The sequence below is a fragment of the Pseudomonas libanensis genome (assembly GCF_001439685.1).
GTDB lineage: Bacteria > Pseudomonadota > Gammaproteobacteria > Pseudomonadales > Pseudomonadaceae > Aquipseudomonas > Aquipseudomonas libanensis.
In genome coordinates this window covers 49995-76059 of record NZ_JYLH01000010.1, presented here as the reverse complement: position 1 = coordinate 76059, position 26065 = coordinate 49995, and the positions used below count along the sequence as shown (strand labels likewise).

At 60.4% G+C, this 26065-nt stretch carries 27 protein-coding genes; 11 read left to right on the top strand and 16 right to left on the bottom strand.

The annotated features are described in order from the left end of the window. Positions 1-6: 6 nt before the first annotated feature. Positions 7-909: a DMT family transporter gene (locus tag TU73_RS16610; RefSeq protein ID WP_057013140.1), complete on the bottom strand. Its 903-nt coding sequence runs from the start codon at positions 907-909 to the stop codon at positions 7-9. 136 nt (positions 910-1045) lie between these two features. Between TU73_RS16610 and TU73_RS16605 the strand changes: the two genes are divergently transcribed. Then, on the top strand, positions 1046-1921 hold the full coding sequence (locus TU73_RS16605; RefSeq protein WP_057013248.1) for a helix-turn-helix domain-containing protein: 876 nt from the start codon (positions 1046-1048) through the stop codon (positions 1919-1921). Here TU73_RS16605 and TU73_RS16600 read toward each other — a convergent pair. The 7 genes from TU73_RS16600 to TU73_RS16570 all read right to left on the bottom strand — a co-directional run bounded on the left by TU73_RS16600 (position 1918) and on the right by TU73_RS16570 (position 11595). Continuing rightward, positions 1918-4413, bottom strand: coding sequence for a LuxR C-terminal-related transcriptional regulator (locus TU73_RS16600; RefSeq protein ID WP_057013139.1), 2496 nt, complete (start codon positions 4411-4413; stop codon positions 1918-1920). The genes TU73_RS16605 and TU73_RS16600 overlap by 4 nt on opposite strands. A gap of 175 nt (positions 4414-4588) precedes the next feature. Then, positions 4589-5947, bottom strand: coding sequence for a DUF1329 domain-containing protein (locus TU73_RS16595; RefSeq protein ID WP_057013138.1), 1359 nt, complete (start codon positions 5945-5947; stop codon positions 4589-4591). A 26-nt stretch (positions 5948-5973) separates the two neighbouring features. Then, positions 5974-7755 carry a DUF1302 domain-containing protein gene (locus tag TU73_RS16590; protein ID WP_057013137.1) on the bottom strand — a complete coding sequence of 594 codons (1782 nt, stop codon included), beginning with the start codon at positions 7753-7755 and terminating at the stop codon, positions 5974-5976. A 480-nt stretch (positions 7756-8235) separates the two neighbouring features. Beyond that, entirely contained in the window at positions 8236-9147 is a 912-nt protein-coding gene (locus TU73_RS16585; RefSeq protein ID WP_057013136.1) for an SDR family oxidoreductase, read from the bottom strand. 116 nt (positions 9148-9263) lie between these two features. Next, a complete protein-coding gene (locus TU73_RS16580) occupies positions 9264-10166 on the bottom strand; it encodes an alpha/beta fold hydrolase (protein ID WP_057013135.1) in 903 nt (300 codons plus the stop codon). Beyond that, positions 10166-10948: a class II aldolase/adducin family protein gene (locus tag TU73_RS16575; protein ID WP_057013134.1), complete on the bottom strand. Its 783-nt coding sequence runs from the start codon at positions 10946-10948 to the stop codon at positions 10166-10168. Before TU73_RS16575 ends, TU73_RS16580 begins: the two co-directional genes overlap by 1 nt. 191 nt (positions 10949-11139) lie before the next feature. Further along, positions 11140-11595: a flavodoxin gene (locus TU73_RS16570; RefSeq protein ID WP_057013133.1), complete on the bottom strand. Its 456-nt coding sequence runs from the start codon at positions 11593-11595 to the stop codon at positions 11140-11142. Positions 11596-11723: 128 nt separating this feature from the next. Between TU73_RS16570 and TU73_RS16565 the strand changes: the two genes are divergently transcribed. Both TU73_RS16565 and TU73_RS16560 read left to right on the top strand, forming a co-directional pair. After that, positions 11724-12191: a PAS domain-containing protein gene (locus tag TU73_RS16565; RefSeq protein WP_057013132.1), complete on the top strand. Its 468-nt coding sequence runs from the start codon at positions 11724-11726 to the stop codon at positions 12189-12191. A gap of 58 nt (positions 12192-12249) precedes the next feature. Further along, positions 12250-12855 (top strand): hypothetical protein, encoded by a 606-nt coding sequence (locus TU73_RS16560; protein ID WP_057013131.1) that lies wholly within the window; start codon positions 12250-12252, stop codon positions 12853-12855. A 2-nt stretch (positions 12856-12857) separates the two neighbouring features. Here TU73_RS16560 and TU73_RS16555 read toward each other — a convergent pair whose 3' ends face one another. Continuing rightward, positions 12858-13814, bottom strand: a complete 957-nt coding sequence (locus TU73_RS16555) for a MerR family transcriptional regulator (protein WP_057013130.1) — start codon at positions 13812-13814, stop codon at positions 12858-12860. Between the two features lie 212 nt (positions 13815-14026). Between TU73_RS16555 and TU73_RS16550 the strand changes: the two genes are divergently transcribed. Genes TU73_RS16550 through TU73_RS16525 form a run of 6 tightly spaced genes read left to right on the top strand, consistent with a single transcriptional unit; the run spans position 14027 to position 16958 of the window. Continuing rightward, on the top strand, positions 14027-14584 hold the full coding sequence (locus TU73_RS16550) for a putative antibiotic biosynthesis monooxygenase (protein ID WP_057013129.1): 558 nt from the start codon (positions 14027-14029) through the stop codon (positions 14582-14584). A 56-nt stretch (positions 14585-14640) separates the two neighbouring features. Beyond that, positions 14641-15351, top strand: coding sequence for a dihydromonapterin reductase (gene folM / locus TU73_RS16545; RefSeq protein ID WP_057013128.1), 711 nt, complete (start codon positions 14641-14643; stop codon positions 15349-15351). A 20-nt stretch (positions 15352-15371) separates the two neighbouring features. Next, positions 15372-15932 (top strand): GTP cyclohydrolase I FolE, encoded by a 561-nt coding sequence (folE, locus tag TU73_RS16540; RefSeq protein ID WP_057013127.1) that lies wholly within the window; start codon positions 15372-15374, stop codon positions 15930-15932. Positions 15933-15934: 2 nt separating this feature from the next. Continuing rightward, a complete protein-coding gene (gene folX, locus TU73_RS16535) occupies positions 15935-16306 on the top strand; it encodes a dihydroneopterin triphosphate 2'-epimerase (protein ID WP_005791287.1) in 372 nt (123 codons plus the stop codon). 24 nt (positions 16307-16330) lie between these two features. After that, a complete protein-coding gene (locus TU73_RS16530; protein WP_014719882.1) occupies positions 16331-16627 on the top strand; it encodes a DUF1244 domain-containing protein in 297 nt (98 codons plus the stop codon). Beyond that, the gene (locus TU73_RS16525) at positions 16620-16958 is read left to right on the top strand and encodes a HopJ type III effector protein (RefSeq protein ID WP_057013126.1); all 339 of its coding nucleotides are present in this window, start codon (positions 16620-16622) and stop codon (positions 16956-16958) included. Before TU73_RS16530 ends, TU73_RS16525 begins: the two co-directional genes overlap by 8 nt. A gap of 187 nt (positions 16959-17145) precedes the next feature. Here the strand turns inward: TU73_RS16525 and trxB are convergent, their stop codons facing one another. Then, positions 17146-18108 carry a thioredoxin-disulfide reductase gene (trxB, locus tag TU73_RS16520; RefSeq protein WP_057013125.1) on the bottom strand — a complete coding sequence of 321 codons (963 nt, stop codon included), beginning with the start codon at positions 18106-18108 and terminating at the stop codon, positions 17146-17148. Positions 18109-18402: 294 nt separating this feature from the next. On the opposite strand from trxB, the gene cysZ reads away from it, so the two are divergent. Together cysZ and TU73_RS16510 are read left to right on the top strand one after the other, a co-directional pair. Continuing rightward, positions 18403-19167, top strand: a complete 765-nt coding sequence (cysZ, locus tag TU73_RS16515) for a sulfate transporter CysZ (protein ID WP_057013124.1) — start codon at positions 18403-18405, stop codon at positions 19165-19167. 54 nt (positions 19168-19221) lie between these two features. Continuing rightward, positions 19222-20400 (top strand): glycosyltransferase family 4 protein, encoded by a 1179-nt coding sequence (locus tag TU73_RS16510; RefSeq protein WP_057013123.1) that lies wholly within the window; start codon positions 19222-19224, stop codon positions 20398-20400. Between the two features lie 373 nt (positions 20401-20773). On the opposite strand, the gene TU73_RS16505 is transcribed toward TU73_RS16510, so the two are convergent. The 6 genes from TU73_RS16505 to rpmA form a co-directional block, all read right to left on the bottom strand. Continuing rightward, entirely contained in the window at positions 20774-21877 is a 1104-nt protein-coding gene (locus TU73_RS16505) for an NADH:flavin oxidoreductase (protein ID WP_057013122.1), read from the bottom strand. 220 nt (positions 21878-22097) lie between these two features. After that, the gene (locus TU73_RS16500; RefSeq protein ID WP_057013121.1) at positions 22098-22580 is read right to left on the bottom strand and encodes a glutathione peroxidase; all 483 of its coding nucleotides are present in this window, start codon (positions 22578-22580) and stop codon (positions 22098-22100) included. A gap of 101 nt (positions 22581-22681) precedes the next feature. Then, the gene (locus tag TU73_RS16495) at positions 22682-23146 is read right to left on the bottom strand and encodes a CreA family protein (protein WP_043046770.1); all 465 of its coding nucleotides are present in this window, start codon (positions 23144-23146) and stop codon (positions 22682-22684) included. A gap of 15 nt (positions 23147-23161) precedes the next feature. Next, on the bottom strand, positions 23162-24280 hold the full coding sequence (proB, locus tag TU73_RS16490; RefSeq protein ID WP_057013120.1) for a glutamate 5-kinase: 1119 nt from the start codon (positions 24278-24280) through the stop codon (positions 23162-23164). 109 nt (positions 24281-24389) lie between these two features. Continuing rightward, the gene (gene cgtA / locus TU73_RS16485; protein ID WP_005791308.1) at positions 24390-25613 is read right to left on the bottom strand and encodes an Obg family GTPase CgtA; all 1224 of its coding nucleotides are present in this window, start codon (positions 25611-25613) and stop codon (positions 24390-24392) included. Positions 25614-25807: 194 nt separating this feature from the next. Beyond that, a complete protein-coding gene (gene rpmA, locus TU73_RS16480; protein ID WP_003176049.1) occupies positions 25808-26065 on the bottom strand; it encodes a 50S ribosomal protein L27 in 258 nt (85 codons plus the stop codon).

Below are 26065 nucleotides of genomic sequence, written 5' to 3'. Positions count from 1 at the left end.
CCCACATTAGATTTGTTTCGCATGAAACGTCGGAGCTACCGGCTTGGGTTTACGAAACACCAACACATTCCCCAACATCACCAACACCAGCCCTGCCAAAGCCGGCGCTGTCCACTGATAGCCCTCGGCAAACGCCGACACATTCAACGCCACCACCGGGAACAACACAGTGCAATACGCGGCTTTCTCCGGGCCCATGCGGCCAACCAGGGTGAGGTAAGCAGTGAAGCCAATGACCGACCCCGGGATCACCAGGTACCACAGGGCGCCGATATATCGTGCACTCCAGTCCATTTGGAACGGAATACCGCGTACCGTGCAATAGGTGGCCAACATCGCCGCGCCATAGGCCATACCCCAGGCGTTGGTGGTCAACGGCTTGAGCCCGGCCTTCTGTTGCAGGCTCGAGAGCATATTGCCCGCCGAGAAACACAGTGTTCCCAGCAGCGCCAAGCCCAGACCCAGCAAGGTCTGCGGGCTGGCGGTATGCCCGGCCAATTCCGGCCAGAACAGAAAGCCCAGGCCCAGCAACCCAAGCGCGCCGCCCATCAACACGTTACGCGCAACCCGCTGGCCGAAAAACACCCGGGCATTCAGAGCGTTCCACAAGGTCGCCGTGGAAAACACCACCGCCACCAAGCCGCTGGGTATCCACTGGCTGGCAGTCAGAAAGCACATGAAGTTGACGCAGAACAGGCACAAACCCTGGGCCAGGCAGATCAGGTGCCCGCGCCTGTTCATCACCTGCAACTTGCCGCTGAGCAGCAACAGCCCGAACAGCACCAGCGCAGCCAAGCCGAAGCGATAAACGATCGACACAGGAATGGCAACCACGCCCAGCTGCCATTTGAGCGCGATCCAGGTGGTGCCCCAGATCAGCACGGTCAGTAAATACAGGAAGAGGTTCATAGCGGGCTCCATCGATTGAGCCACAGTGTCGCCTCCAACCCTTGAAGGGCTCTTGCACATTCTTGCGCTTTTGTCGGGCGGTGGGCTCACAGCACCAGCCGTGGAGCGTAGGATGCAAGGTGTCGGAGAACACACCATGCCAGAGCTGCAATCCCTGCAAGTCTTTCAATCCCTCAACCGTTCGCCCCATGCGCGCCTCGAGGCCTGCGCCGAACTGGGCGATGGCTTGGCTGCAGCCGTGTGGAGCAACCACCATGACGCCCAGGATTATCAGGCGCCCAGCCATCACACCTTGTCGTGCTATATCGGCGGCGGCACCGGCACGTTTCGCCGTGAGCGGCCGGGCACCAAGGGTGGCCCCGACAAGCTGTGCATCCTGCCGGCCGAGCATCAGTCGGCCTGGGTGATCAATGGCGAGATTCGCCTGGCCCATGTGTATTTCAGTCCGGAACAATTTGCCCTCGGCTGCATCACCCTGCTCGACCGCGAACCGCGTGCACTGCAATTGCGTGAGGGCACCTTCCTTGAAGATGCCCACCAGGCCCGGCGTTTTCACCAATTGGTCGGCCTTAACTGGCACGAGCCCGGCGAGCGCCTGCTGACCAGCAGCCTGGCCCATGAAATGCTCAGCCATACCCTGCTCAGCCAGGTCGGCGCCCGCCAAGGCTTGCGCCTCAAAGGCGGGCTGGCGGCGCACCAGCGACGGCTGTTGGTGGAATACATCGACCACCACGTCGAAGACCCCATCAGCCTCGGCCAGTTGGCCGCACTGTGTGCCTTGTCGGAATACCATTTCGCACGAATGTTCCGGCAAAGCTTCGGCCTGCCGCCCCATCAATACCTGTTGGCACGGCGCCTGGCGCGGGCGCAGACCTTGCTGCGCAGCAGCGCGTTGCCGATGGGCGAGGTTGCCCTGCTGTGCGGTTTTTCCAGCGCCAGCCATTTCAACCAACGCTTTCGCCAAGCCATGGGCGCCACCCCGAGTGAATACCGCCAGGCCTTCTGCGCCTAGACCATCAAGCCCAGCGTCTTGGCCTTGGCCACCGCCTGGGTGCGTCGCTCCACTCCGAGTTTGCTGTGGATACGCCGTGCGTGGGTCTTGACGGTATGCAGGGAGATATACAGGCGCTCGGCGATTTCCAGGTTGGAATTGCCGAGGGCGATCAACTCCAGCACTTGCAGCTCGCGCTGGCTCAGTGGGTTTTCCACGGCACCGACAGGCGCTGCCTGTGGCTCCAGGCCCAGTTCACTCAATAGCCCGGGTGCGCGCAAACGCAACTCGCGAATGGCCTGCTGCACCTGGCAACGCCCCGCCAGCGCCAACCCCGCCTGCAACGCCCGACGGGCCAAGGCGGGGTCACCGAGTTGCCAGGTCACTTCTCCGAGCACCAGGTGCAGTTCGGTTTCCAGGCAGAGCATGCCGCGCTGCCGGGAGGTGTCGAGCAAGGCATTGAGCCGCGTAATGGGTTGTTCGGCACAGCCCAGCTTGACTTCGGCCAACACCAGCAAATACTCCAGGCGCGGGATCAGCTCCAAGGTGGCCGGTGGTGCCTGCTTGGCGCAAGGTCCACGGAAATGACGCAACACCCGGCGCACCGCTTGCACCGTCAATTCAGCACGCCCCTGCTGCAACCAGAAGTGCCCGCTGACCAATAGCAGCACCGCGCGATACACCGTGTCCGGCACATGGCGCTGCTGCATCAGGCGCTCGGCGTCACGCAGTTGGATAAAGGCTTGGGCGTAGTCGCCCCGATTGGCGGCCAACAGCGCCAGGCCGAGAAAACCATACAGCACGCGCTTGTCCTGGCTCTGCTGGCACATCGTCAAGCCCGCTTCAAAACACTCGGCCGCCAAGCTGTCTTGGCCCTGCCGCAAGGCCAAGTGCCCGCGCCGCAGGACAATACGCCCCACCAACGGCCCAGCCTTGAGGCGTTGGCGGGCCAACATCGCCTGCACCGTCTCCAACAGGCTTTGTGCCCGGTAGGGTGCGCCGCGCTGCTCCAGCAATTGAGCATGATCCAGCTCAAGCAAGGCCTCAAGGACCAGCGAATCATGGGCACGGGCCAGGCACAGGGCTTCGCGGTTCAAGGATTGGGCGACATCCAGCTCACCGCGCAACAAGGCTTGCTGGGTCAGGCCCGACAGGCACATCAAGCGCGACGTCCAGGCACTCTCAGGCAAGGCTTGCAACGCTTCGAGGAAATGCTCGCGGGAGCGTCCGGCATCGCCGCTCAAATGCAGCAGCCAGCCCCATTGGGCCTGCCAGCGCGCCAGCAGATAGCGTTGCCCAGCGGCCGTCGGCTGGGGGGCAAATCGGGCCAGTTGGTCGATACACAACGCCGCCTGCTCGAAGCGCCCGGCAAACAGCAAGGCGGCCGTGACCAACCCCACCAATTGCGCAGACCCCAGCATCAACTCATCGCCGTGCTGCTCATGCAGGCGCAACAGGAGCACCGCGTTTTGCTGACGAAACAAATCTTCGAAACTGAAATGCTGCAATAGGCTTACCGCCAGTTCGTATTCCTCTGCCAGCAGCGCCTGCTCGAAGGCCGCCTGCCAGTCGGTTTCGGCAGTAAACCACTGGCACGCACGTCGGTGCCATGAACGCTTGGTCGGCCAGGGGGCTTCGCGCATCAATCGCGCCAGCGGGGCAAAGACTTGCAGCCAGTCACTGGTGTCTTCCCAAGGCTGGATAAACGCGCCGAGCGCCTGCAACGTGTGCAAATACTGAGCGCCGTCGTCAATGCCGAATAGATGCTCACACAAGCTCTGATTGAAGCGTGGCAGATGGGCCAGCACGCGCCAGGCGTCCACCAATGGCGCCGGCAAGGTATTGAAGAGTTCATGCTGCAGATAATCAAGCAAGGTTTTGTCGGGATGACCGTCGTCCAGCAAGGCAATACGTACCCCGGCACACCAACCGGCGCTGAACTGCATAATGCTGTCGACGCTCTGCCCTGGTGCGAGCAGCGTCTGGATTTCCGCAGCGCTGAATGACAACTCACTGCACTCCAGCAATTCATCGTCGAGCAACAGGCGTGGCCAGTTGCACAACGGCCGTCGCCGCGCACCCAGCCACCAGGTCAGGTGTGGGCTGCTGGCGGTGAGCAAACGGTCAAGCAAGGCGTCCAGTTCGGGCGCCGGCAGACGACAGAAATCATCGAGAAACAGCCACGTGGGGGTTGGCCAACGGCTGAGGTCGAGCAGCAATGTGGCTTCGTCGATAAACCGCAGGCCCAGGTATTGCGCCAGCCGTGCGCAGAAATCCAAGGGGGTGAGCGCCGCACCATTAAGTGGCATCCAGTAGACCAGGCACTCCTTGGGTGCCTGCAATGCACACTCGGCGAGCAGCGCACTCTTGCCACTGCCCCCAGGCGCGCACAACAACTTCACCCGCGCCTGTGCCGCGAGCAGCGGCCCAGCCAGGCGCGGGCGCAACAGGTGGTGAGCGGACAGCCTTGGCATGAGTCCAGGACGGTCCAGGCAGCGGGTCATGGCGGTCATTGCTGCATCCTGCTTTTTTATTGTTATGCAACCGTAGACCCGTGGTTGGTGGTTGTTGAAGAAGTATTCAGCAGGGTGATTAGTGACCATGCACAAACCCGACATCCCAGTGGGCTGTCAGGCCGCCATCGGGGGCAAGCCCCCTCCCCCACTTTGATTGCATTTCACAAAGGTACTAGCGAACGCCTGCCGACCTCAGTGCGGCCGGGGTGTAGTCCGCCGCCTTGGCCGCGAAGCCGAACACGAAGCTGCTCTTCTCCTCGTTCTTCATGCCCAGCGCGATATAGCGCCCCGCGATGAGGTCGTACAGGGTTTCCACGGTGTAGGCCGGCACCTGGTGGTCGTAATAGAACTGCGCATGACCTTCGGCGACGCGCCACAGTTGGCCGCGACCGTCGTAGTGATCCACCAGGGCAACCTGCCAGCTGTCTTCGTCGATGTACATGTGGCGCTTGGCGTAGATGTGCCGCTCGCTGGGCTTGACGGTGCCGACCACTTCCCACACGCGGTGCAGCTCATAACGGGTCAGGTCCTGGTTGATATGCCCGGCCTTGATGATGTCGTCGTACTTGAGCTTCGGCGAGTCGAGTTTGTAGCTGTTGTAGGGGATGTACATTTCCTTCTTGCCCACCAGCTTCCAGTCATAACGGTCGGGGGCGCCGGAGAACATGTCGAAGTTGTCGGTGGTACGCAGGCCGTCGGAGGCTGTGCCCGGGCCGTCATAGGACACCTGCGGCGCCCGCCGCACACGGCGCTGGCCGGCGTTGTAGATCCAGGCCAGGCGCGGCTCCTTCACCTGGTCGAGGGTTTCGTGCACCAGCAGCACATTACCGGCCAGCCGCGCCGGGGCGGTGACCGACTGCTTGAAGTAACTCAACACGTTGGCCGCCTTGGCCTGGTCGATATCCGCGATGGCCTGGGGCACCGCGACTTCTTCTTCGAAGCGGATCGGCGTGTAGCTGCCGTTGGTCTGCGGCGTGGCCTGGGTGATGATGCGGCGCAGGTTGCCACCGTGATAACGGGTGATGTGGTTCCACAGCACCTCCACACCGTTCTTCGGGATCGGGAACGCGTAATAACGGTTGCCGGTAAAGTTTTCCAGGCCGTTGCCGTCATTGATCGCATGCACATTCAGGGCGCTGCGCTTGATCGACTCATAGATGTCCGCCGGCAGGTTGACCGTGCGATGGCTGGGGTAGACCGGAATCTTGTAGGTCTCGGGGTAGCGCTTGAACATCGCCACCTGGCCCTCGGAGAGTTTGTCTTTGTACTTGTCCACGGTGGCGGGCGTGATCACAAACAGCGGTTTTTCATTGGCAAAGGGGTCGGCGAGAAAGCCCTTGCTGTCTACCGCGCCGGCGTTTTTCGGGATGCCGCCGGTCCAGGCCGGGATCGAGCCATCGGCGTTGCCGGCCTTCTCGGCGCCGACCGGGGTCAGGGTGGTGCCGAGCTTGGCGGCTTCTTCGGGCGACACCGCCGCCATTACGTTAGCGGCCAATACACTCAGGGCCATCACTGCAATCATCTTACGCATAGGGTCTTGTCCTTCTTTAAGCCAGATCAGAAGTTCACGCCGAAGCTGAGGGCGAGGAAATCGCGGTCGGTCAGGGTGTTGTAGTCACCGCCAAAAAAGTCGGTGTAGCTCAGGCTGGCGGTGTAGGTGCTGCGATAGTCCGCATCCACGCCGACGCTGATGGCCTTGGCGCCTTTGTTGAATAGGCCGTTGGGGCCGTAGCCAGCCACATCGTGGGACCAGGACAGGTTGGGCTTGAGGTTCACCCCTGCAATGGCGTTGTTGTAGTCCAGGATCGCCCGCGCGCGGTAGCCCCAGGAGGTAGAGGTGACGAAACCGTCAGTGTCGCCCTCGAAACCGTAGGCGCCGTACACCGAGTCGCGGCCGTAACGCAGCTTGCTTTTATCTTCCAGGCCCGCGACGTGCACCACCGCCGCTTCGCCAACCAGCGTCAGGCGTTCGGCGCCCAGCACCTGGTCGAAGAACTGGGTCATGGTGCTTTGAATCTGGGTGATTTCCTTGCGGCGGTAGCCTTTGTTGTCCGCGCCAAACGCGCTGCGGATCGGCGACGCGGTATTGCCGGCAATCGGGTTGACCAGTGCCAGGGTCAGGTCGGTGGTGTTGAGTTGTACCGGTGCATTCGGCCGATAGCTGATCTCGCCGGTCCACGCTGTGCCGGTAGGCAGGGTGGTAGAAAAACTGGCACCGAACAGGCGGATATCTTCCGGGTAATCCAGGTAGTACTGGCCACGGCCGAGCATAGTGCTCTGGGCCAGGGCCGACCCGAAGCCGGGTGGAGCAGCGGCACCAATGGCGCCGATGGTCGCAAGATTGGTATTGGCGGTAATCGTGCCCACGGTCGGAGTACGGCTGTGGTAATTCATGAAGTACAGGCCGTATTCAGTGTCATCACCCAGCCAGCGCAAGGCCGCGCCAAACTGGCCGGAGTCTCGTGCATCACGGTCGGCGGCACGCTGCACCACCACACCTTCGCGGGTCACCACAAAGCCTTGGCCACGTGCCGCTGCTATGGGTTGCAGAGGGGCAATCGCCGGGTTACCCACCGTGTAGTTACCGGTGCAGCCGTCCGCCGCCACATCCCCGCCGAAGAATGTGCCGCAGTTGTCCAGCACGGTCTGGTCCCATTCCAGCTGGTAGAAGCCCTCCACGGTCAGTTGGTTGGTCAGGCTTTGTGACGCAAACAGCATGTTCACCGGGATCAACCCTTCCTTGATCTCGGCCCCTGGGCGGCGAAACGCCGAGACGTCAATGGGGTTGATGCTGTTGATGGAGTTACCGATGAAGGTGCTTTCGCCCCAACTGACCACCTGCTTGCCAGCGCGCACGGTACCGGGCAGGTCGCCCAGGGAATAGTTGTGGTAGACGAAGGCGTCGAGGATCTGCGCGCCGCTGGACTTGGCGCCTTCCTTGCGGTTGTGATCGCTGATCTGCTTGAACTCGCGGTCTTCGTCCTTGAGTTCGAAGTCGTACCAGTATTTGCCACGCACGAACACGCCGGTATCGCCGTATTTAAGTTCGAGGTCGTGCAGGCCCTTGAAGATCTTGGAAAAGGTCTCGCCCTTCTTGAAGTTGAGGCGCCCGTCATCCCCGGTAGACGCCTGGCCGGTGCCACCGTTGACGGTGCTGACCAGGCTTTTGTCGGCATCGCGCATGCCCCAGCTCGCGCCCACCGAGAGCGAAGAGTCGAATTGCCCTTCGATCTCGCCAATATTGAACGAAACAGCCTGTGCCTGGGCACAGCAACCCAACGCAACCGCAGTGGCCAGCGCCTGTGGCGTGAAGATGGCGCGCATTATTGTTTTTGTCATGCGTCTTCCCCGGTGAGTGACAGAAGGCCCCACCCTACTGCCGCCCTTGAGGAGCGATAAGCGCACCAAGGAGGTATTCGTGTTGTCACTCGAAAGGATGAACGGCCCGGCAGAACAGGGCTTGCACAGGGGGCATGCGTTGGACGGATAAGGGGCTATCAGGAGAATCGATGACGGGGGCAATTATTGTCATTTATGTAACAGTCCTTGTCCTGAACTGCTATTACTCATTTTGTTACAACCGATTATTCTTGCCTGGCTTTCAGGGCAAACGGCCCGCTTCCAAGGTTGGGAGAAAAAGCTTATTTACTACAGATTGATCCTTTATTCAGTCTGTTCCCGGTGTTCACTGACGTTGATTTGTCGCTCCTTGATCCAACGTCTTACTTCGGCCGCTGCTATGCAGCGGCCTTTTTTATGCCCGCAATAAAGCGGGGCGTCATCGACGCCCCGTTGGATTCAGTGATTTTCCAGCAATGATCAGAGGCTGAACTTCTGCAAGTTAGCCATCATCTCCTTCAAGGCTTCGATATTATCCCTTGGGTGCGCAGCCCCTTCAAAATCGCAGATCTGCTGCCAATGAGCCGCCACATCATCCGGCGAGAAGCCCGCCTGCGGATCAAACCCCACCCCCAGGCTGCGCTCCCAGCGGGTCTTGCCGATCCAACCGCCACCGACTTCAAACAGCCCCGCGGTTTCCTCGCAGGCCTCGCTGCCCAAGTACACCACCAGCGGGCTGACCAGCTCCGGCTTGAGGCGTTCGAACACTTGCGGCGGGATCAGCCCTTCGGTCATTCGTGTGCCTCCCGTGGGGGCAATGGCGTTGACCAGGATATTGTTCTTGCGCCCTTCCAACGCCAGGGTACGGGTCAAGCCATACAGGCCCAACTTGGCCATGCCGTAGTTGGACTGGCCGAAATTGCCGTAGATGCCCGAGGTGGAGGCGGTGAAGATTACCCGGCCATAACCCTGCTCGCGCAGATGGGGCCAGGCGGCGCGGGTGACTTTGTAGGCGCCTTCGACATGCACTCGGTAGACCAGGTCCCAGTCGCTGTCGTCCATTTTGTGGAAGGTCTTGTCGCGCAGGATCCCGGCATTGTTGACCACCACGTCGACACGGCCGAATGCATCCAGGGCGTTTTGTACGATCTTGTCGCCGTCGGTGACGGAGTCATGGTTGGCTTCAGCAATGCCGCCTGCTGCGCGAATCTCTGCCACCACCCGGTCGGCCGCCGAGGCGTTGGCGCCCTCGCCCTGGGTTGAGCCACCCAGGTCATTAACCAGCACTTTGGCTCCGTGTTTGGCAAACAGCAGCGCATGGGCCCGGCCCAGGCCACCGCCGGCACCGGTGACGATCACGACCTTATCCTGGAACTGCACTGACTCACTCATACCGAACTCCGCTGGCGACAATGGGAATAGCCAGAGTGTCACGCACAGCGCCTTTGGTCACAATAAAGACGGCCGAGGCTGAATGGTGCTCGATAAGGCAGCAGGATGATGCCTTTTCAGGAATAGACCGCACGCGGCGCCGGCTGGCCGAGACAATCACGGAACGCCTGGTAGTTTTTGAGCACCTGCACCGGCGCCTCGATCTGCGGGTAGTGGCCGATATTGGCCAGCAATACCGTGTCGGCGTGGGGCACCAGTTGGTGATAGCGTTCGACCATATGGGCGCCGGAAATGGGATCAACCTCGCCATTGATCACCCGCAACGCTACATCGCCCCGCTGCATGGCGGCTACCCAGCGCTCGCGCAGGCGATGGCGCTGTGGAATGTAGGCGATCAGCTTGTGCAGGATGCGTGGGCCATCATTGCAGCTGATCAGGCTCCAAAAATCATCCAGGGCGCTTTCACTGGGGCGTGTGCGCGGGCCGAAGATCTGGTTGAAACTGCTGGCCAGTGCATTGCGTCCAAAGGCCCGGCCAATCATCCAGCCCAGGGGGCTGAGCAATAACTTTTGCACCAACGTCGACCGATGGGTTTCCGGAAACAGCCCGCCATTGAGAAACACGCAACTGGCCATCTGGAAACGCCCCTCGTAATGCCGGGCCAGTAACTCCTGGGCGACGCTGTCACCGTAGTCATGGGCCAGGACATGCACCGGTTGCTCCACTCGCAGATGGTCAAGCAGCGCCTGTTGCAAGTCGGCTTGTTCCAGCAGGCAATAGTCGTGATTCAGGGGCTTGGCCGAGTCGCCAAAGCCGAGCATGTCGCAGGCAATCACTAGATGGCGCTGGGCCAACGGCTGCCACAGATAATGCCAATCCCAACTGGCAGTGGGGAAACCATGGATCAGCAGCAATGGCTCGCCCTGCCCGGCCACCCAATATCGCAGGGTATGGCCACGAAAGACGAAGTCCTGGCCGCGTTTGCGCCAGGCCCTGAGTGGTATCTCGGCAAGTGGCATCAGCTTTTATACCCGGGGTCCTGGTGGTCCAGTTTGCGCAGCAGCGCCGGCCAGGCCAGCGCACCACCCATACCTTGGGCGCTTTTTGTGACAGCTGCCACCATCGCCTTGGCGCCGGCGAGAATCTGCGGCCCGATGGCAATCAGCTCAGGTGCGCCGTTTTGCGCCAGTACCTGGATCTCGCAGGCGCGCTGGAAGGTGAACATCATCAGGAAGGTATCGGCGATGGTGCCGGCGCAGGTCAGCAGGCCGTGGTTGTGCAGCATCAGGAAATTGTTTTCGCCCAGGTCCGCCTGCAGCCGGGCCTTTTCTTCGTGATTGAGCGCCACGCCTTCATAGGCGTGATAGCCAAGGCTCGACAACACGAACAGCGATTGCTGGCTGATAGGCAACACCCCCTGCTTTTGTGCAGAGACTGCCACGCCCGCAGCGGTGTGGGTATGCAGCACGCACGTCACGTCATGGCGCACTTCGTGGATGGCGCTGTGGATGGTGTAGCCCGCAGGATTGATCTCGTAGGGACTGTCCATCTGTTTTTTGCCGGCCTGGTCGACCTTGACCAGGCTCGAGGCGGTAATCTCGTGGAACATCAGCCCATAGGGGTTGATCAGGAAGTCCTCGGTACCTGGCACCTTGGCAGAAATGTGCGTGAAGATCAGGTCATCCCAACCATGCATCGCCACCAGGCGATAACAGGCCGCCAGGTCGACGCGGGTCTGCCATTCGGCAGCACTGACCTGGGCTTTGACATCCTGTGGCGATAAAGCGGGGGCTAGGCTCACGGCAATGACCTCCTTGGCGCACTTCTTATTGTGTCGAAAGTGAGAGCCAGTCTAGTCAGACGCCGAGGCCGAAGGAGTTGCCTTCGCAGCCAGCTTGATGACTGAGCGAGTCAGCCAACAGAATAGTACAGATTTGTGTCAGGGAAACGCCGTCAATGAAGGCAGGTCTTCACTGACGACGCTGACTGCGATCAACCACGCAGTGCAGTGACGAGCTCGGCCAGCCACGGCTCGGCGTCCGTTTCTGGAGTGACGCTTTCGCTGGCGTCCAGGCGCAGCATCGGTAGCACCTCACGTACGCCCAACTCAGCGAACAATTCGCGCATCTGCTCCCCGCCACCACAGAAAGTATCGCCATAGCTGGCATCGCCCAAGCCAATGACCGCACCGGGCAGGCCGCGCCAGGCAGCGGGCAGTTGATCGCGAATGGTCGAGTACAGGGGTTGCAGATTGTCGGGCAACTCGCCCATGCCGGTGGTCGAGGTCACCGCCAGGAAAGCCCCAGGGCCAAACGCCTGCACGTCGGCCAAAGTAGCGCGAGGGTTATGCCAGGCTTCAAAACCGGCGTCTTTAAGGATTTCTTCGGCATGGCGAGCGACTTCTTCAGCCGTGCCATAGACCGAGCCGGAAAGGATGGCGACTTTCATCAATCTGATCCTGTAGTTGAGTCAAAGCCTGGGATATTAGCAGCCTGTGCCAATATTTCAGTGCGCACCGTGCAACATTCAAGACTTGCCATAAACTTGCAGGATCAAAACAAGCCATGGACCGCTCAATGATTAACGCCAAGCTGCTGCAAATGGTCGTCAATGCTTCCAACGACGGCATCGTCGTTGCCGAACGCGAAGGCAAGGACAAACCGCTGATCTACGTCAACCCGGCCTTCGAACGGCTCACCGGCTATACCCTGGACGAGATCCTGTATCAGGACTGCCGCTTCCTGCAGTCAGGCGACCGCGACCAGCCGGCGCTGATGGCCATTCGTGAAGCCCTCGACAGCGGTGGCTCGTGCCGGGAAACCCTGCGCAATTACCGCAAGGACGGCAGCCACTTCTGGAATGAGCTATCGCTTTCGACGGTGTACAACGAGGCCGACAAGCAGACGTACTTCGTCGGCGTGCAAAAAGACGTCACCCTTCAAGTCAAGGCGCAGCAACGCGTCGCTCAGTTGGAAACCCAATTGGCCGAACTCAAAGCCGAGCTCGCGGCTCTCAAGGCGACGAGTGGAATCAACAAACTGTAAAAGATGCAGCCTTTAGAGCGATAATGGCTTTTTAATGCCTTAGCCTTGAGCCAGATCAATGCAGCGCCACACGCTATTGACGCAGGACGAGCTGGATTTTATCCAGGACATGCAGCACAACCCGCAACTCAACCTGCGGGATGCGTGGTCGAGCCTGACGGTCAATGGCGGAGCGCAGATTCGCGATTTGCTCACCCGGCTTGCCGCTCACGACCAGGTCACCATCCAGGCGCAGTTCGACAACCAGCAACTGACCTTCCCCCTGCATTTGGTGGAAGATGAATTTCATGCCGTGCATTTGCGCCTGGGTGTGCCGAGCATTTTCGAAGACGGGCCGATGATCCGCCCCTGGCGGCTGGCCCTGGAAACACCCGTTGCACTGGAAAACGTCAAGGGCTACTCCAGCGCATTATGGGTGCACGAAGTGTCATTCAAGGGTGTGCTGGTAGAAGTGCGTGGCCGGACCAACCCACCCAAGACCTTTTCCCTGTGGTTCAGCCCTTCCGGCTACGAACGTATCGCGCTGCGCGGTACGTTGGAGCGAGAAACCGCCCGAGGCCTGTTCGCCTATCGCCTGAACCAGAGTGATGCCGGTGAAATCGAGCGCCTGCGCCAGTTCATCCTGCACCAGCACCGCCTGGTCCATCCCCAGGTGCATGCCTGAGGTCAGGTATCCAGGCGACCGCTGAGAAACTGCTGCAAGCGACGCGGCATCACACGGCCGTCGTTGCCCAGGCAACCAATCGACGAGCCCGCCAGGCTTTGTTCGGCCAAGTCCGACCCATCTCCAGCCAACAGCAACGGGCAATTGAGCGTCAACGCCAGGCGATTGAGCCGCGATGGCAGTTCGGCGCCGGGAGCGTGATTGGAAAACAGCACCAAGGCTTGCGGCTGGGTTCTCTCGCAAATCAGCGTCAATTCATCGAGTGGCTGGCCCACTCCCAGAACCTTGACTGCGAGCTTGTCGCTCGACATCAGCAGGCCTGCAACCAGCAGTTCCAGCTCACGGCACTCACCCGCGATGGCCGCCAACAGCACCCTGGGTACCGGCGAGGCACAGGCCATCTGCAGGCAACGCGAGGCGTGCGAGCGCAGGAAGTTGTCGAAGAACAGCCACTCGCTGGCCTGGCCAAAGCGCCCCTGGTGACGCAACAGTTGCTGCCATAGCGGCATCAGAATGTCTTGAAATACGACGGTCGTTGAGTAGACGCTGAATATCTGGCCATACAGCTGGCCCAGCTCATGATCATCAAAGGCGCTGATTGCCAACCTCAGCTGCGCCTGCCACTGGCGCCACTCCAGCTCGGTATCGCTGCGTGACGCCGTGGCGGGCTCGCCAGGCAGTGGGTCACGCGCCAGGATCTTACCCACCTTGCTCACCGCTACGCCACGCTCGATCCAGTCGAGAATGCGATGAACCGTATCGATATCGGTGCTTGAATACAGCCGGTGCCCACTTTCGGTGCGCACGGGCTGGATCAAGCCATAGCGACGCTCCCAGGCACGCAGTGTTACCGGGTTTACACCGGTAAGCCTTGCCACTTCACGAATCGGAAACAGCACCTCGGCGTCAACGTGACTGTCGGGTGTCGCTTCTCGAACAGGAGCAATGATTTCGGACATCAGCGGTCAAAAAATCCATGTGGGCTTGGATCTTATTTAACGCCCATTGAAGCCCATGATTCAAGATCTACGGCGATCCATCCGAAGCTTCTGGCGTATTTCGGCAAAACAGGAATAATCCTTGCCTGTTTTTTACGTCGCTGCATCACCCCGCAGCTTCGTTCGTGCGCCGCTTATCCGGCCCAGCGCACCCGATCACTTGGAGATACACGATGTCTACCTCACCCGTTACCTTGATGGTTGCGCGACGCGTAGCCAAAGGTCGCTACGAAGAATTGATGGCCTGGCTGCGCGAAGGCGAGCAATTGGCCACTGACTTCCCGGGTTACCTGGGTTCCGGCGTTCTGGCTCCCCCGCCCCATGACGATGAATTCCAGATCATCTTCCGCTTCGCCGACGAAAAGACCCTGCACGCCTGGGAGTTTTCCGCCTCACGCAGCGCGTGGCTGAGCCGCGGCAGCGAACTGTTTGCCGACCCATCCGAGTACCGTGTAAGCGGTATTGATGGCTGGTTTGGCGCCGTGGGTGCTCGCCCTCCACGCTGGAAACAGGCAGTGGCGATCTGGCTGGCGTTTTTCCCGGTGTCATTGCTGTTCAACTTCGGCCTGGGGCCGCTGCTCAACGAGTTGGATTTGTTCAGCCGGGTACTGGTCAGCACGGCTGTGCTGACACCGCTGATGGTTTACCTCTTTATCCCGCTGTCGACCCATCTGCTGGCGAACTGGCTACAGCCCTCGCCTCCACGCAAAGTCACCGAAGCCGCCGCTTGAGTACAGGGGGCCGGGGCGCTGGTATAGTTTGAGCCTGCCAGCGACTTGAGCCTCCCATGATTGCAACCAACGCCCCGATCCTGATCACCGGTGCCGGCCAACGGGTCGGCCTGCATTGCGCCGAGCGCCTGCTGGATGATGGCCAATCGGTGATTTTCAGCTACCGCAGCGAACGCCCCGGCGTGCAGGCCCTGCGTGATCGGGGTGCCATCGGTGTGTTCGCCGACTTCTCCAGCGAAGCCGGGATTCTTGCCTTTATTGCCGAACTGCACACCCACACCCAAAGCCTGCGCGCGATCATCCACAACGCGTCGGCCTGGGTCGCCGAAACCCCAGGCGACGAAAGCCGCGCCTTTATCGACATGTTCAGCGTGCATATGCTTGCGCCGTACCTGATCAACCTGCATTGTTCACCCTTGCTGCAACGCTCGACACCTGCCGACATCGTGCATATCAGCGATGATGTGGTGCGTAAGGGCAGTCGCCAGCACATTGCCTACTGCGCCACCAAGGCCGGGCTCGACAGCCTCACGTTGTCATTTGCCGCGCAGTTCGCACCGCTGATCAAGGTCAACGGCATCGCCCCGGCGATGGTGATGTTCAATGAGGGCGATGACGCGAACTATCGCGCCAAGGTCCTGGGCAAGTCGGCCCTGGGCATCGAGCCCGGGCCCGAGGTGATCTACCAGAGCGTGCGCTACCTGCTGGACACCCCCTATGTCACCGGTACCACCCTGACCGTCAACGGCGGGCGGCATATCAAGTAAGCCGTCTGTGAGGATGTTGCATGACCTTATCCCTGCCCCACCACTATCGCGAAATCCTCAAGGGCCTGGGCGAAGACCCGCAGCGCGAGGGCCTGCTCGATACGCCCAAGCGTGCCGCCAAGGCCATGCAGTACCTGTGTCATGGCTACGGGCAAAACCTGGAAGAAATCGTCAACGGCGCGCTGTTCGCTTCCGACAATGACGAAATGGTGATCCTCAAGGACATCGAGCTGTACTCGCTGTGCGAGCATCACCTGCTGCCCTTTATCGGCAAGGCCCATGTGGCCTATATTCCGACCGGCAAGGTACTGGGCCTGTCGAAACTGGCGCGCATCGTGGATATGTTCGCCCGGCGCCTGCAGATCCAGGAAAACCTCACGCGGCAGATCGCCGACGCCATCCAGGACGTGACCCAGGCCGCCGGCGTGGCGGTCGTGATCGAAGCCAGGCACATGTGCATGATGATGCGCGGCGTGGAAAAACAGAATTCAACCATGAACACCTCGGTGATGCTCGGCGCCTTCCGCGAATCGAACACCACGCGCATGGAGTTCCTGCAACTGATTGGACGGAGCAAGTAGCAATGCCACAACTTCAACCAGGCATGGCGCGTATCCGGGTCAAGGACCTGCGGCTGCGCACCTTTATCGGCATCAACGAGGACGAAATCCTCAATAAGCAGGACGTGCTGATCAACCTGACCATCCTGTATGCCGCCCAGGAAGCCGTGCGCGACAACGATATCGACCACGCCCTGAACTACCGCACCATCACCAAGGCGATCATCGCCCATGTCGAAGGCAACCGTTTCGCTCTGCTGGAGCGCCTGACCCAGGAATTGCTGGACCTGGTGATGAGCAACGAGTCGGTGCTGTACGCCGAGGTCGAAGTGGACAAGCCCCATGCGCTGCGTTTTGCCGAATCGGTTTCGATTACCCTGGCGGCCAGCCGCTAACCCCCTGAATCTGCAGTGAGCCCTATGAACGACCAACAACGCCTCGAACTCGAAGCCGCCGCCTTCCGCCGGCTGGTGGCCCACCTGGACAGCCGCAAGGATGTGCAGAATATCGACCTGATGAACCTCGCCGGCTTCTGTCGCAACTGCCTGTCCAAGTGGTACAAGGCTGAGGCCGACGAGCGCCAGATCGAGGTCAGCCTCGATGAGGCCCGTGAAGTGGTGTACGGCATGCCGTATGCCGAGTGGAAAGCCCAATACCAGCAAGAAGCCAACGCCGACCAACAAGCAGCGTTTGCCAAAGGAAAACCCCATGACTGATTTGAATACCCTGCGCGCCAGCCTCGACAGCGGCGAACACGTTTTTGCCGATACCCTGGCCTTTGTTGCCGCCGGCTACGACTACCAGCCGCAAGCCTTTACCAATGGCAATGTGGAAAACGCTGCCGGACAGAACGAAGGTTCGTGCAAGACCTTGGGTCTGGCGTTGCTGGAAGAGTTGAGCGACCAGGAAGCGTTGCTGGCGTTCGGTGAGCATTACCGTTCGGTGGTGGCCACGCCCGAGGGCAGTGACCATGGGAATATCCGGGCGTTGATTGCCCATGGTTTGGCGGGTGTGCGTTTCACCGCACAGCCCCTGACCCGCCGCTGATTCAATTTGAAAACCCGGTCAGTGTGGGAGCCGGGCTTGCCCGCGATGGCGGTGTGACTGATACACCGCCATCGCAGGCAAGCCAGCGCCCACAGTGATTGGGTTAGCACTTAAGGATTGTGGCGCTGTTTAAATCCCGCGCATAAAAAAACCGGCCTCGCAGCCGGTTTTTTTGGGTTCAACAGGTTCAGAACGTAGCGTTCTGCAGGCCGTCGAGGTAACGCTCGGCATCCAGGGCCGCCATGCAACCGGCGCCGGCCGAGGTGATGGCCTGGCGGTAGACGTGGTCAGCCACGTCACCAGCCGCAAAAATACCTTCGATGTTGGTCGCGGTAGCATTGCCTTCACGACCGCCCTGCACCACCAGGTAGCCGTCTTTGGCTTCCAGCACGCCTTCGAACAGCGAAGTGTTCGGGGTGTGGCCGATGGCGATGAACACGCCATCGACTTTCAGCTCGTCGAAGCTGCCGTCGTTGTTTTTCAGGCGAGCACCGGTCACGCCCATGTTGTCACCCAGGACTTCATCCAGGGTAGCGTTGAGCTTGAGGATGATCTTGCCTTCAGCGACACGGGCGTGCAGCTTGTCGATCAGGATCTTTTCGGCGCGGAAGGTCTCGCGGCGGTGGACCAGGGTCACGGTGCTGGCGATGTTAGCCAGGTACAGTGCCTCTTCCACGGCGGTATTACCACCGCCAACCACGGCAACCGGCTTGTTGCGGTAGAAGAAACCGTCGCAGGTGGCGCAGGCGGAAACGCCCTTGCCCATGAAGGCTTCTTCCGAAGGCAGGCCCAGGTAACGCGCGCTGGCGCCCGTGGCGATGATCAGTGCGTCACAGGTGTACACGCCACTGTCGCCGGTCAGGCTGTAAGGCTTTTTCGAGAAATCGACCTTGTTGATGTGGTCGAAGACGATCTCGGTCTCAAAACGCTCGGCGTGCTCTTTCATACGCTCCATGAGCACCGGCCCCGTCAGGCCGTGGACATCGCCCGGCCAGTTGTCGACTTCCGTGGTGGTGGTCAACTGGCCGCCCGCCTGCATGCCGGTGATCAGCAGCGGCTTGAGATTGGCCCGGGCAGCGTAGACGGCAGCGCTGTAACCGGCAGGGCCGGATCCGAGAATAATCACTCGGGAATGACGGGTATCAGACATGACTCACTCCTATCGACCGCTCGAACCACAGAGCGGCTGGAATAAAAAAGGACCGCGAAGCACTTGGGGAAGGCTTTGACTCGCCAGGTCCTGAAAAATAATGGGTGCAGGGTATCGAGGAGGGCAAGATTAAGGAAATACGCATTAACAATCCAGCTCATAGCAACTCTCTATGTGCCCGATCGAGTTAATCGACACCTTTGTTACCGTGAATGTCGCCTACGTACCCGCGCTTTCACATCCTGTGCAAAGCCGGTAAGGTCGGCGCGTTCGTCATCCTGCTCGGAGTTGTCCATGCCTGCCCCTGTTCTTTCCGGCCCGCAATACCTGCGTGAGGGCCTCAAGCTGGTGTTGAGCCCCGGCCTGCGCCTGTTTGTATTACTGCCGCTGGGGATCAACCTGGTGCTGTTCGTCGGGTTGATCTATTTTGCCGGCCATCAGTTCAGCCTGTGGGTCGACAGCTTGATGCCGACAGTGCCCAACTGGCTAGGATTTTTGAATTACCTGTTGTGGCCGTTGTTTGTGGTGCTAGTGGTGCTGATGGTGTTTTTCACCTTCACCATGCTTGCCAATATCATCGCAGCGCCATTCAACGGCTTCCTTGCCGAAAAAGTCGAGGTGGTGGTACGTGGCACCGATGACTTCCCGCCTTTCAGCTGGGCTGAGCTGATTGCCATGGTCCCACGTACCCTGGCCCGGGAAATGCGCAAGCTGGGGTACTTCCTGCCACGGGCCATCGGCCTGTTTATCCTGTCGTTCATTCCGGTGGTCAACCTGATCGCGGCGCCGCTATGGTTGCTGTTTGGGGTGTGGATGATGGCGATCCAATACATCGACTACCCGGCCGACAACCACAAGCTGGGCTGGAACGAAATGCTCGCCTGGCTGCGCCAGAAGCGCTGGCAGAGCATGAGCTTCGGCGGCATCGTCTACCTGGTGCTGCTGGTACCGGTGGTCAACCTGCTGATGATGCCGGCGGCGGTCGCCGGGGCGACGTTGTTCTGGGTGCGCGAGCAAGGCGCCGAGGCGATGGCTCAGCAAGCCGTTGCCACGTCATAAATCCATCATCCCACTGACACAATGACGACATGGCCCACGGCGACACTGTGGGTCATGACGACAGCCTCGCTTCACATCACCCTGATCACCGAAACCTTCCCGCCGGAAATCAACGGGGTGGCCAATACCCTTGGCCGTCTATGCGAGGGTTTGCGCTTGCGTGGCCATCAGGTCGAACTGGTACGCCCTCGCCAGGGTGCCGACCAGAGCCGCTCGAGCGACGATCAATTGCTGCTGTGTCGCGGCTGGCCATTGCCGGGCTATCCAGGGCTGCAGTGGGGCCAATCGTCGATGCACAAACTGCTCAGGCGCTGGAGCCGCCAACGTCCGGACGTGCTGTATATCGCCACGGAAGGGCCGCTGGGCTTATCGGCCCTGCGGGCAGCGCGTCGGCTGGGTATCAGCGTCGTCAGCGGCTTTCACACCAACTTCCAGCAGTATTCGAACCAGTATGGCTTGAGCCTGCTCAGTCGCATGGTCACCCATTACCTGCGCTGGTTTCATAACCGTTCGAGCCTGACCCTGGTACCGAGCGCCAGCCAACGGCTGGAACTGGAACGTCGGCATTTCGAGCGCCTGGGGATGTTGTCACGGGGCGTCGACAGCCAATTGTTCCATCCGGCCAAACGCGACAATGCGCTGCGTGAAACTTGGGCGTTGAACAATGAGCAAATCGCCGTGCTGCATGTGGGAAGGCTTGCACAGGAAAAGAACCTGGGCCTGCTGAAACGCTGCTTCGAGACGCTGCAGGACCGTTACCCAATGCGCCAGATGAAACTAGTCATCGTTGGTGATGGGCCGCAACGGGCGATGCTGGAAAAGGAACTGCCCGAAGCGATTTTCTGCGGGGCCTTGCGCGGTGAGGAACTGGCGCGGCACTACGCGTCCGGCGATGTGTTCCTGTTCCCCAGCCTGACCGAAACCTTCGGCAATGTGGTACTGGAAGCCATGGCCTCGGGGCTGGGCGTGGTGGCCTACGACCAGGCAGCCGCTACCCAGCACATTCGTCACGGCTACAACGGCGTGCTGGCGATGCCAGGGGATGAAGATGCGTTCTGCGATGCCGCCAACTGGCTGCTGGAGGATACGGAGAGTTTACGCCGCATGCGCCTGAATGCTCGCCAACATGCCAGCCGCCAAGGCTGGGCAGCGATCATCGAGCAATTCGAGCACCACTTGCGTGGTGTGTGCGGGGAGCGTTTCGCCCTTCCAACGCAACCTTACGTGCGCTGAGAAACCTGCCATTTACGTGGAACCCGCGATGAGCCTGCTGCTCAAGTTTTGCCTGGTATTTAAAAGGGGGAACCATTGGCCGCGAAACGCCAACCATTGATACCTGCCGGTCAAGCAGGCCCTTTTGAATAATGGAGAATTGAACAATGTCAATTTATGGAATGGGTGTACGCAATGGCGTCAACATGCCAACCGCGGAATGGACACGCCAGCAACAATGGCTGGATCAATCTCGTGCAGAGCCGCCAACCTAAGGGCAGCCTGGGCATAAAGATGCGCTCAAGGCTGACCACCACAAAGAGCTGAATAAGCGACCAGAGTATTAATACTAGAACCGCAAAACTCCCTGTGGTCGACACAGGGAGTCCAGCCCTTACACCAACGTCGTCAACGCCTCACGACTGAAGGGCAAGATGTCGCCCTCGCGCCCTTCGCGCACCTTCACGGCCCAATCCGGGTCGACCAGCAGTGCACGACCCACCGCCACCAAGTCGAACTCATCATTGTTCAGGCGCTGCAGCAGGTTTTCCAGGCTGGCCGGCTGCGCGACCTTGTCGGTATTGACCATAAACTGCAGGAACTCGCCATCCAGGCCGACGCTGCCCACGGTGATCGTCGGCTTACCGGTGAGCTGGCGCGTCCAACCGGCCAGGTTGAGATCGGAGCCTTCGAATTCGGGTTCCCAGAAACGGCGGGTGGAGCAGTGGAAAATATCCACGCCGGCGTCAGCCAACGGCTTGAGAAACTCACCCAATGCGTGCGGGGTCTGTACCAGGCGCGCCGTGTAGTCTTGCTGCTTCCATTGGGAGAAACGCAGGATGATCGGAAAATCCGGGCCCACTGCGGCGCGGGTCGCCTGGATCAGCTCGATGGCAAAGCGCGAACGGTTGACCAGACTGCCACCGTATTCGTCGGTGCGCTGGTTGCTGCCCTCCCAGAAGAACTGGTCCACCAGGTAACCGTGGGCACCATGGATTTCCACACCGTCCATGCCGATGGCCTGGGCGTCCTTGGCGGCTTGGGCGAAGGCATTGACCACGTCCTTGATGTCCTGGGCCGTCATGCCATGCACAACCACCTTGCCGTCCTTGAGTTTTTCCATCGGGCCGTAGGCCGGCACACTGGCGTCAGGCTCGGTGCCGATGCGACGCACGCTGCCTACATGCCATAGCTGTGGGACGATCTTGCCGCCTTCGGCATGCACGGCATCCACCACTTTCTTCCAACCAGCCAGCGCCGCTTCACCATAGAAGTGCGGGACGTTGGGGTAGCCGTTGGACGCCGGGTGGCCGACCACCGTGCCTTCGGTAATGATCAGGCCCACACCGGCAGCCGCACGACGGCGGTAGTACTCGGTGACTTTGGAATTGGGTACGCCTCCGGGAGAGAACGAACGGGTCATGGGGGCCATGACCACGCGGGTGGACAGTTGCAATGCACCGAGCTGGAACGGTTTGAACAAGGCTTGGACAGGCATGGCAGCACTCCACCGCAAAGAAATTTATGACATGCATAATATGGGGAGTGAGTAGTGCTTGATAGCACTATTGATCTGGGTGATTAAGGGGGTAAATGCAGCCGAATACCTGTAGGAGCGAGCTTGCTCGCGAGGAACTCAAGGACACGCGTCAAATCAGGATAAGCGCGTAATCGTTGGCGATCTTCGCGAGCAAGCTCGCGCCTACAGAGGGTGCGGATCAGCTCAGGGCTTTTTCGATGGCCTGGACGATCGTCGGGTCGTCCGGAGAGGTGCGCGGCGAGAAACGCGCAAGCACCCGGCCATCCTTGCCGAGCAGGAATTTTTCGAAGTTCCAGGTGATATCCCCAGGAAACTCGGCGCCCTCGCCCGCCAGCAGACGGTACAACTGATGGCGCTCAGGGCCGTTCACTTCGAGCTTGCTGCCCAGGGGAAAGGTCACGCCGTAGTTCAGGCTGCAGAACTCGCGAATCTCTTCCTCGGAGCCCGGCTCCTGGCCTGCGAACTGGTTGCACGGCAACCCGAGCACCGTGAACCCCTGGCCCTTGTACTGCTGGTAGAGGTTTTCCAACGCCGCGTATTGCGGGGTCAAACCACATTTGGACGCCACATTGACCACCAGCACAACCTGGCCCTTGAGGGGCGCCAGCGGTAGCTCTTGTCCGTCCAAGGCTTTGAGTTTCAGATCGTGGAAAGCACTCATGACGAACTCCAGATATCCCATGTTCTTTGTATTGCGGCGTTTTGAGCTTACAACCCGCCAGCTTGCAATCATAGCCACCGATTACAAAACCCGCCTGCGGGTTACTGAGCGGTCGGCCACGGCAGAATCGGAATCGCCGTCACCGCGTTCTGCGGGCTACCTTCGATCAAGCGGTCACTGTAGACCAGGTACACCAGGGTATTGCGCTTCTTGTCGAGAAAACGCACCACCTGCATGGTTTTGAATACCAGGGAGGTACGCTCCTTGAACACTTCGTCACCGTCCTTGAGCTCGCCCTTGAAACGGATCGGGCCGACCTGGCGACAGGCAATCGAGGCTTCAGCGCGGTCTTCGGCCAGACCCAGGCCGCCTTTGACGCCGCCGGTCTTGGCGCGGGAGAGGTAGCAGGTCACGCCGTCGACCTTGGGGTCGTCAAACGCCTCGACCACAATCCGGTCGTTGGGGCCGACGAACTTGAACACCGTCGAGACCTGGGCAATCTCTTCGGCCGAGGCCAGCAGTGGCATGGCGAGCAACAGGCCAAGCAATCCCTTCATTACGCGCATCAGGTATTCCTTCGTTTAAACCAGGATGAGGTTATCGCGGTGCACCAGTTCCGGTTCCGCCATATAACCCAAGAGTCCGACAATGGCGTCAGACGATTGTCCAATAATCTTCTGCGCCTCAAGGGCGCTGTAGTTGGCCAGGCCACGGGCGATCTCGCGCCCGTCCGGTGCCACGCACACCACCATCTCGCCACGGCGGAAGCTGCCCTGCACCAATTTGACGCCCACCGGCAGCAGGCTCTTGTTGCCCTGGGACAACGCCGACACCGCACCCGCGTCCAGCACCAGGGTGCCACGGGTTTGCAGGTGCCCGGCCAGCCACTGCTTGCGTGCAGCCAGCATGCCGCGCTCCGGCGACAGCAGCGTACCGATGCGCTCACCGGCCTTGAGACGGTCCAGCACACGCTCCAGGCGCCCACCGACGATGATGGTGTGGGCACCGGAGCGCGCGGCCAGCCGAGCGGCGCGCAGCTTGGTCTGCATGCCGCCGCGGCCCAGGGCACCCCCGACACTGCCGGCGACTGCATCCAGCGCCGGGTCATCGGCGCGGGCTTCGTAGATCAACTGGGCATCGGGGTTGTTGCGCGGGTCGGCGTCGAACATGCCATCGCGATCGGTGAGGATCACCAGCAGGTCGGCTTCCACCAAATTGGCCACCAGGGCGGCCAGGGTGTCATTGTCGCCGAAGCGGATTTCATCGGTGACCACCGTATCGTTCTCGTTGATCACCGGGATGACCTTGAGCTCCACCAGGGCGCGCAAGGTGCTGCGGGCGTTGAGGTAGCGCTTGCGGTCGGACAGGTCGTCGTGAGTCAGCAGGATTTGCGCGGTATGGCGGCCGTGTTCGGCAAAGCTGGATTCCCAGGCTTGCACCAGGCCCATCTGGCCGATGGCGGCGGCAGCTTGCAGTTCGTGCATCGCGCTGGGTCGCGCGGTCCAGCCGAGACGGCTCATCCCGGCGGCAACGGCCCCGGACGAGACCAGCACCAACTCGACGCCTGCTTCATGCAAGGCCACCATCTGCTCGACCCAGACGCTCATGGCTGCGCGATCCAGACCTTTGCCATCCGCCGTCAGCAGCGCACTTCCGATCTTCACGACCCAGCGCTGCGCACCTGTCACTTTGCTCCGCATCATCTTCAACCTTAGAGTGAGGGCCGCGCGACCCAGCGCCGCCCATAACGTTATACCCGGATACCAAAACGCCGCTCCTGGGAGCGGCGTTCAAGTTTATCGCAACGGATCAGTCGCGCACGTAAATGATTTCCGGGCCATCTTCATCATCCACGTCTTCTTCGTCCCAGTCATCGTCGCCGATGTCGTGGACCGACTTCACGCCGCTGCGGCGCAGGGCACGCTGGTCGTCCAGGGCCTGCAACTGGGCACGGGCTTCGTCTTCGATCTGCTGGTCGAGTTCGGCGAGTTCGGCCTTGAATACCGGGTCGGCCGCGAGGCGGTCGGCGCGGTCTTCCAGGTAACGCATGATGTCGCGGGTCAGGCGCTCGGTGCCTTCTTTGGCGATGGCCGAGATGACGTAGACCGGACCTTCCCACTCCAGGCGATCAACGATCTCCTTGACGCGCTCTTCGTGCTCTTCTTCAAGGATCTGGTCGCACTTGTTCAGCACCAGCCAGCGATCACGCTCGGCCAGGGCCGGGCTGAACTTGGTCAGTTCGCTGACGATGACTTCGGCGGCATCGGCGGCACTGGTGTCATCCAGCGGTGCCATGTCGACGAGGTGCAGCAGCAAACGGGTGCGGGACAAGTGCTTGAGGAAGCGAATACCCAGGCCCGCGCCGTCGGAAGCGCCTTCGATCAACCCAGGAATGTCGGCAACCACGAAGCTTTTCCAACGGTCGACGCTGACCACACCCAGGTTTGGCACCAAGGTAGTGAACGGGTAGTCGGCGACTTTCGGCTTGGCGGCGGACACCGAGCGAATGAAGGTACTTTTACCCGCGTTCGGCAGGCCCAGCAGGCCCACGTCAGCGAGTACTTTCATTTCCAGCTTCAGGTCACGCTGCTCGCCCGGCTTGCCCGGCGTGGTCTGGCGCGGTGCACGGTTGGTACTGGATTTGAATCGGGTGTTGCCCAGGCCGTGCCAGCCGCCCTGCACAACCATCAGCTTCTGGCCGGCCTTGGTCAGGTCGCCAATCACTTCCTGGGTAGCGGAGTCGATGATCGTGGTGCCGACCGGTACGCGCAGTACCAGGTCTTCACCTTTTTTACCGGTGCAGTCGGTGCTGCCGCCGTTGGACCCACGCTCGGCATCGAAATGCCGGGTGTAACGATAGTCGACCAGGGTGTTGAGGTTTTCGTCGGCCATCATGTAGATGGAACCGCCGTCACCGCCGTCGCCGCCGTTAGGGCCACCGTTTTCGATGAATTTTTCGCGACGGAAACTCATGCAACCGTTACCGCCGTCGCCTGCTTTTACTCGGATGGAAACTTCATCAACGAACTTCATAACAAAACGCCTCTCGCCGCATGGGCGAGCTTAAGAAACCAAGACATAAGACTCTTGCAAAAATGAGCGCAGCGACCTCAAGCAACGACCGCAAATCCTGCTGCCCTCGCCCATTACAAACAGCTTTGCAAGAGACTCACTCCACAAACGAAAAAGCCCCGTCGCAAGACAGGGCTTTTCCAGCGATCTCGCAATTAAGCTGCGACAACGCTCACGTAACGGCGGTTGAACGCGCCCTTTACTTCAAACTTGATCACGCCTTCGATTTTCGCGAAGAGGGTGTGATCTTTACCCATGCCTACACCGTAACCGGCGTGGAATTGGGTGCCGCGCTGACGCACGATGATGTTGCCCGGAATGATTTTCTGGCCGCCATACATCTTCACGCCAAGGCGTTTGGCTTCTGAATCGCGACCGTTACGGGTACTACCACCAGCTTTTTTGTGTGCCAT

Bases quoted from the DNA above. Each gene is read 5' to 3' on its own strand.
- TU73_RS16610 (WP_057013140.1), bottom strand. From the start codon at position 909: ATGAACCTCTTCCTGTATTTACTGACCGTGCTGATCTGGGGCACCACC.
- TU73_RS16605 (WP_057013248.1), top strand. From the start codon at position 1,046: ATGCCAGAGCTGCAATCCCTGCAAGTCTTTCAATCCCTCAACCGTTCG.
- TU73_RS16600 (WP_057013139.1), bottom strand. From the start codon at position 4,413: ATGACCGCCATGACCCGCTGCCTGGACCGTCCTGGACTCATGCCAAGG.
- TU73_RS16595 (WP_057013138.1), bottom strand. From the start codon at position 5,947: ATGCGTAAGATGATTGCAGTGATGGCCCTGAGTGTATTGGCCGCTAAC.
- TU73_RS16590 (WP_057013137.1), bottom strand. From the start codon at position 7,755: ATGACAAAAACAATAATGCGCGCCATCTTCACGCCACAGGCGCTGGCC.
- TU73_RS16585 (WP_057013136.1), bottom strand. From the start codon at position 9,147: ATGAGTGAGTCAGTGCAGTTCCAGGATAAGGTCGTGATCGTCACCGGT.
- TU73_RS16580 (WP_057013135.1), bottom strand. From the start codon at position 10,166: ATGCCACTTGCCGAGATACCACTCAGGGCCTGGCGCAAACGCGGCCAG.
- TU73_RS16570 (WP_057013133.1), bottom strand. From the start codon at position 11,595: ATGAAAGTCGCCATCCTTTCCGGCTCGGTCTATGGCACGGCTGAAGAA.
- TU73_RS16565 (WP_057013132.1), top strand. From the start codon at position 11,724: ATGATTAACGCCAAGCTGCTGCAAATGGTCGTCAATGCTTCCAACGAC.
- TU73_RS16560 (WP_057013131.1), top strand. From the start codon at position 12,250: ATGCAGCGCCACACGCTATTGACGCAGGACGAGCTGGATTTTATCCAG.
- TU73_RS16555 (WP_057013130.1), bottom strand. From the start codon at position 13,814: ATGTCCGAAATCATTGCTCCTGTTCGAGAAGCGACACCCGACAGTCAC.
- TU73_RS16550 (WP_057013129.1), top strand. From the start codon at position 14,027: ATGTCTACCTCACCCGTTACCTTGATGGTTGCGCGACGCGTAGCCAAA.
- folM (WP_057013128.1), top strand. From the start codon at position 14,641: ATGATTGCAACCAACGCCCCGATCCTGATCACCGGTGCCGGCCAACGG.
- folE (WP_057013127.1), top strand. From the start codon at position 15,372: ATGACCTTATCCCTGCCCCACCACTATCGCGAAATCCTCAAGGGCCTG.
- folX (WP_005791287.1), top strand. From the start codon at position 15,935: ATGCCACAACTTCAACCAGGCATGGCGCGTATCCGGGTCAAGGACCTG.
- TU73_RS16530 (WP_014719882.1), top strand. From the start codon at position 16,331: ATGAACGACCAACAACGCCTCGAACTCGAAGCCGCCGCCTTCCGCCGG.
- TU73_RS16525 (WP_057013126.1), top strand. From the start codon at position 16,620: ATGACTGATTTGAATACCCTGCGCGCCAGCCTCGACAGCGGCGAACAC.
- trxB (WP_057013125.1), bottom strand. From the start codon at position 18,108: ATGTCTGATACCCGTCATTCCCGAGTGATTATTCTCGGATCCGGCCCT.
- cysZ (WP_057013124.1), top strand. From the start codon at position 18,403: ATGCCTGCCCCTGTTCTTTCCGGCCCGCAATACCTGCGTGAGGGCCTC.
- TU73_RS16510 (WP_057013123.1), top strand. From the start codon at position 19,222: ATGACGACAGCCTCGCTTCACATCACCCTGATCACCGAAACCTTCCCG.
- TU73_RS16505 (WP_057013122.1), bottom strand. From the start codon at position 21,877: ATGCCTGTCCAAGCCTTGTTCAAACCGTTCCAGCTCGGTGCATTGCAA.
- TU73_RS16500 (WP_057013121.1), bottom strand. From the start codon at position 22,580: ATGAGTGCTTTCCACGATCTGAAACTCAAAGCCTTGGACGGACAAGAG.
- TU73_RS16495 (WP_043046770.1), bottom strand. From the start codon at position 23,146: ATGCGCGTAATGAAGGGATTGCTTGGCCTGTTGCTCGCCATGCCACTG.
- proB (WP_057013120.1), bottom strand. From the start codon at position 24,280: ATGCGGAGCAAAGTGACAGGTGCGCAGCGCTGGGTCGTGAAGATCGGA.
- cgtA (WP_005791308.1), bottom strand. From the start codon at position 25,613: ATGAAGTTCGTTGATGAAGTTTCCATCCGAGTAAAAGCAGGCGACGGC.
- rpmA (WP_003176049.1), bottom strand. From the start codon at position 26,065: ATGGCACACAAAAAAGCTGGTGGTAGTACCCGTAACGGTCGCGATTCA.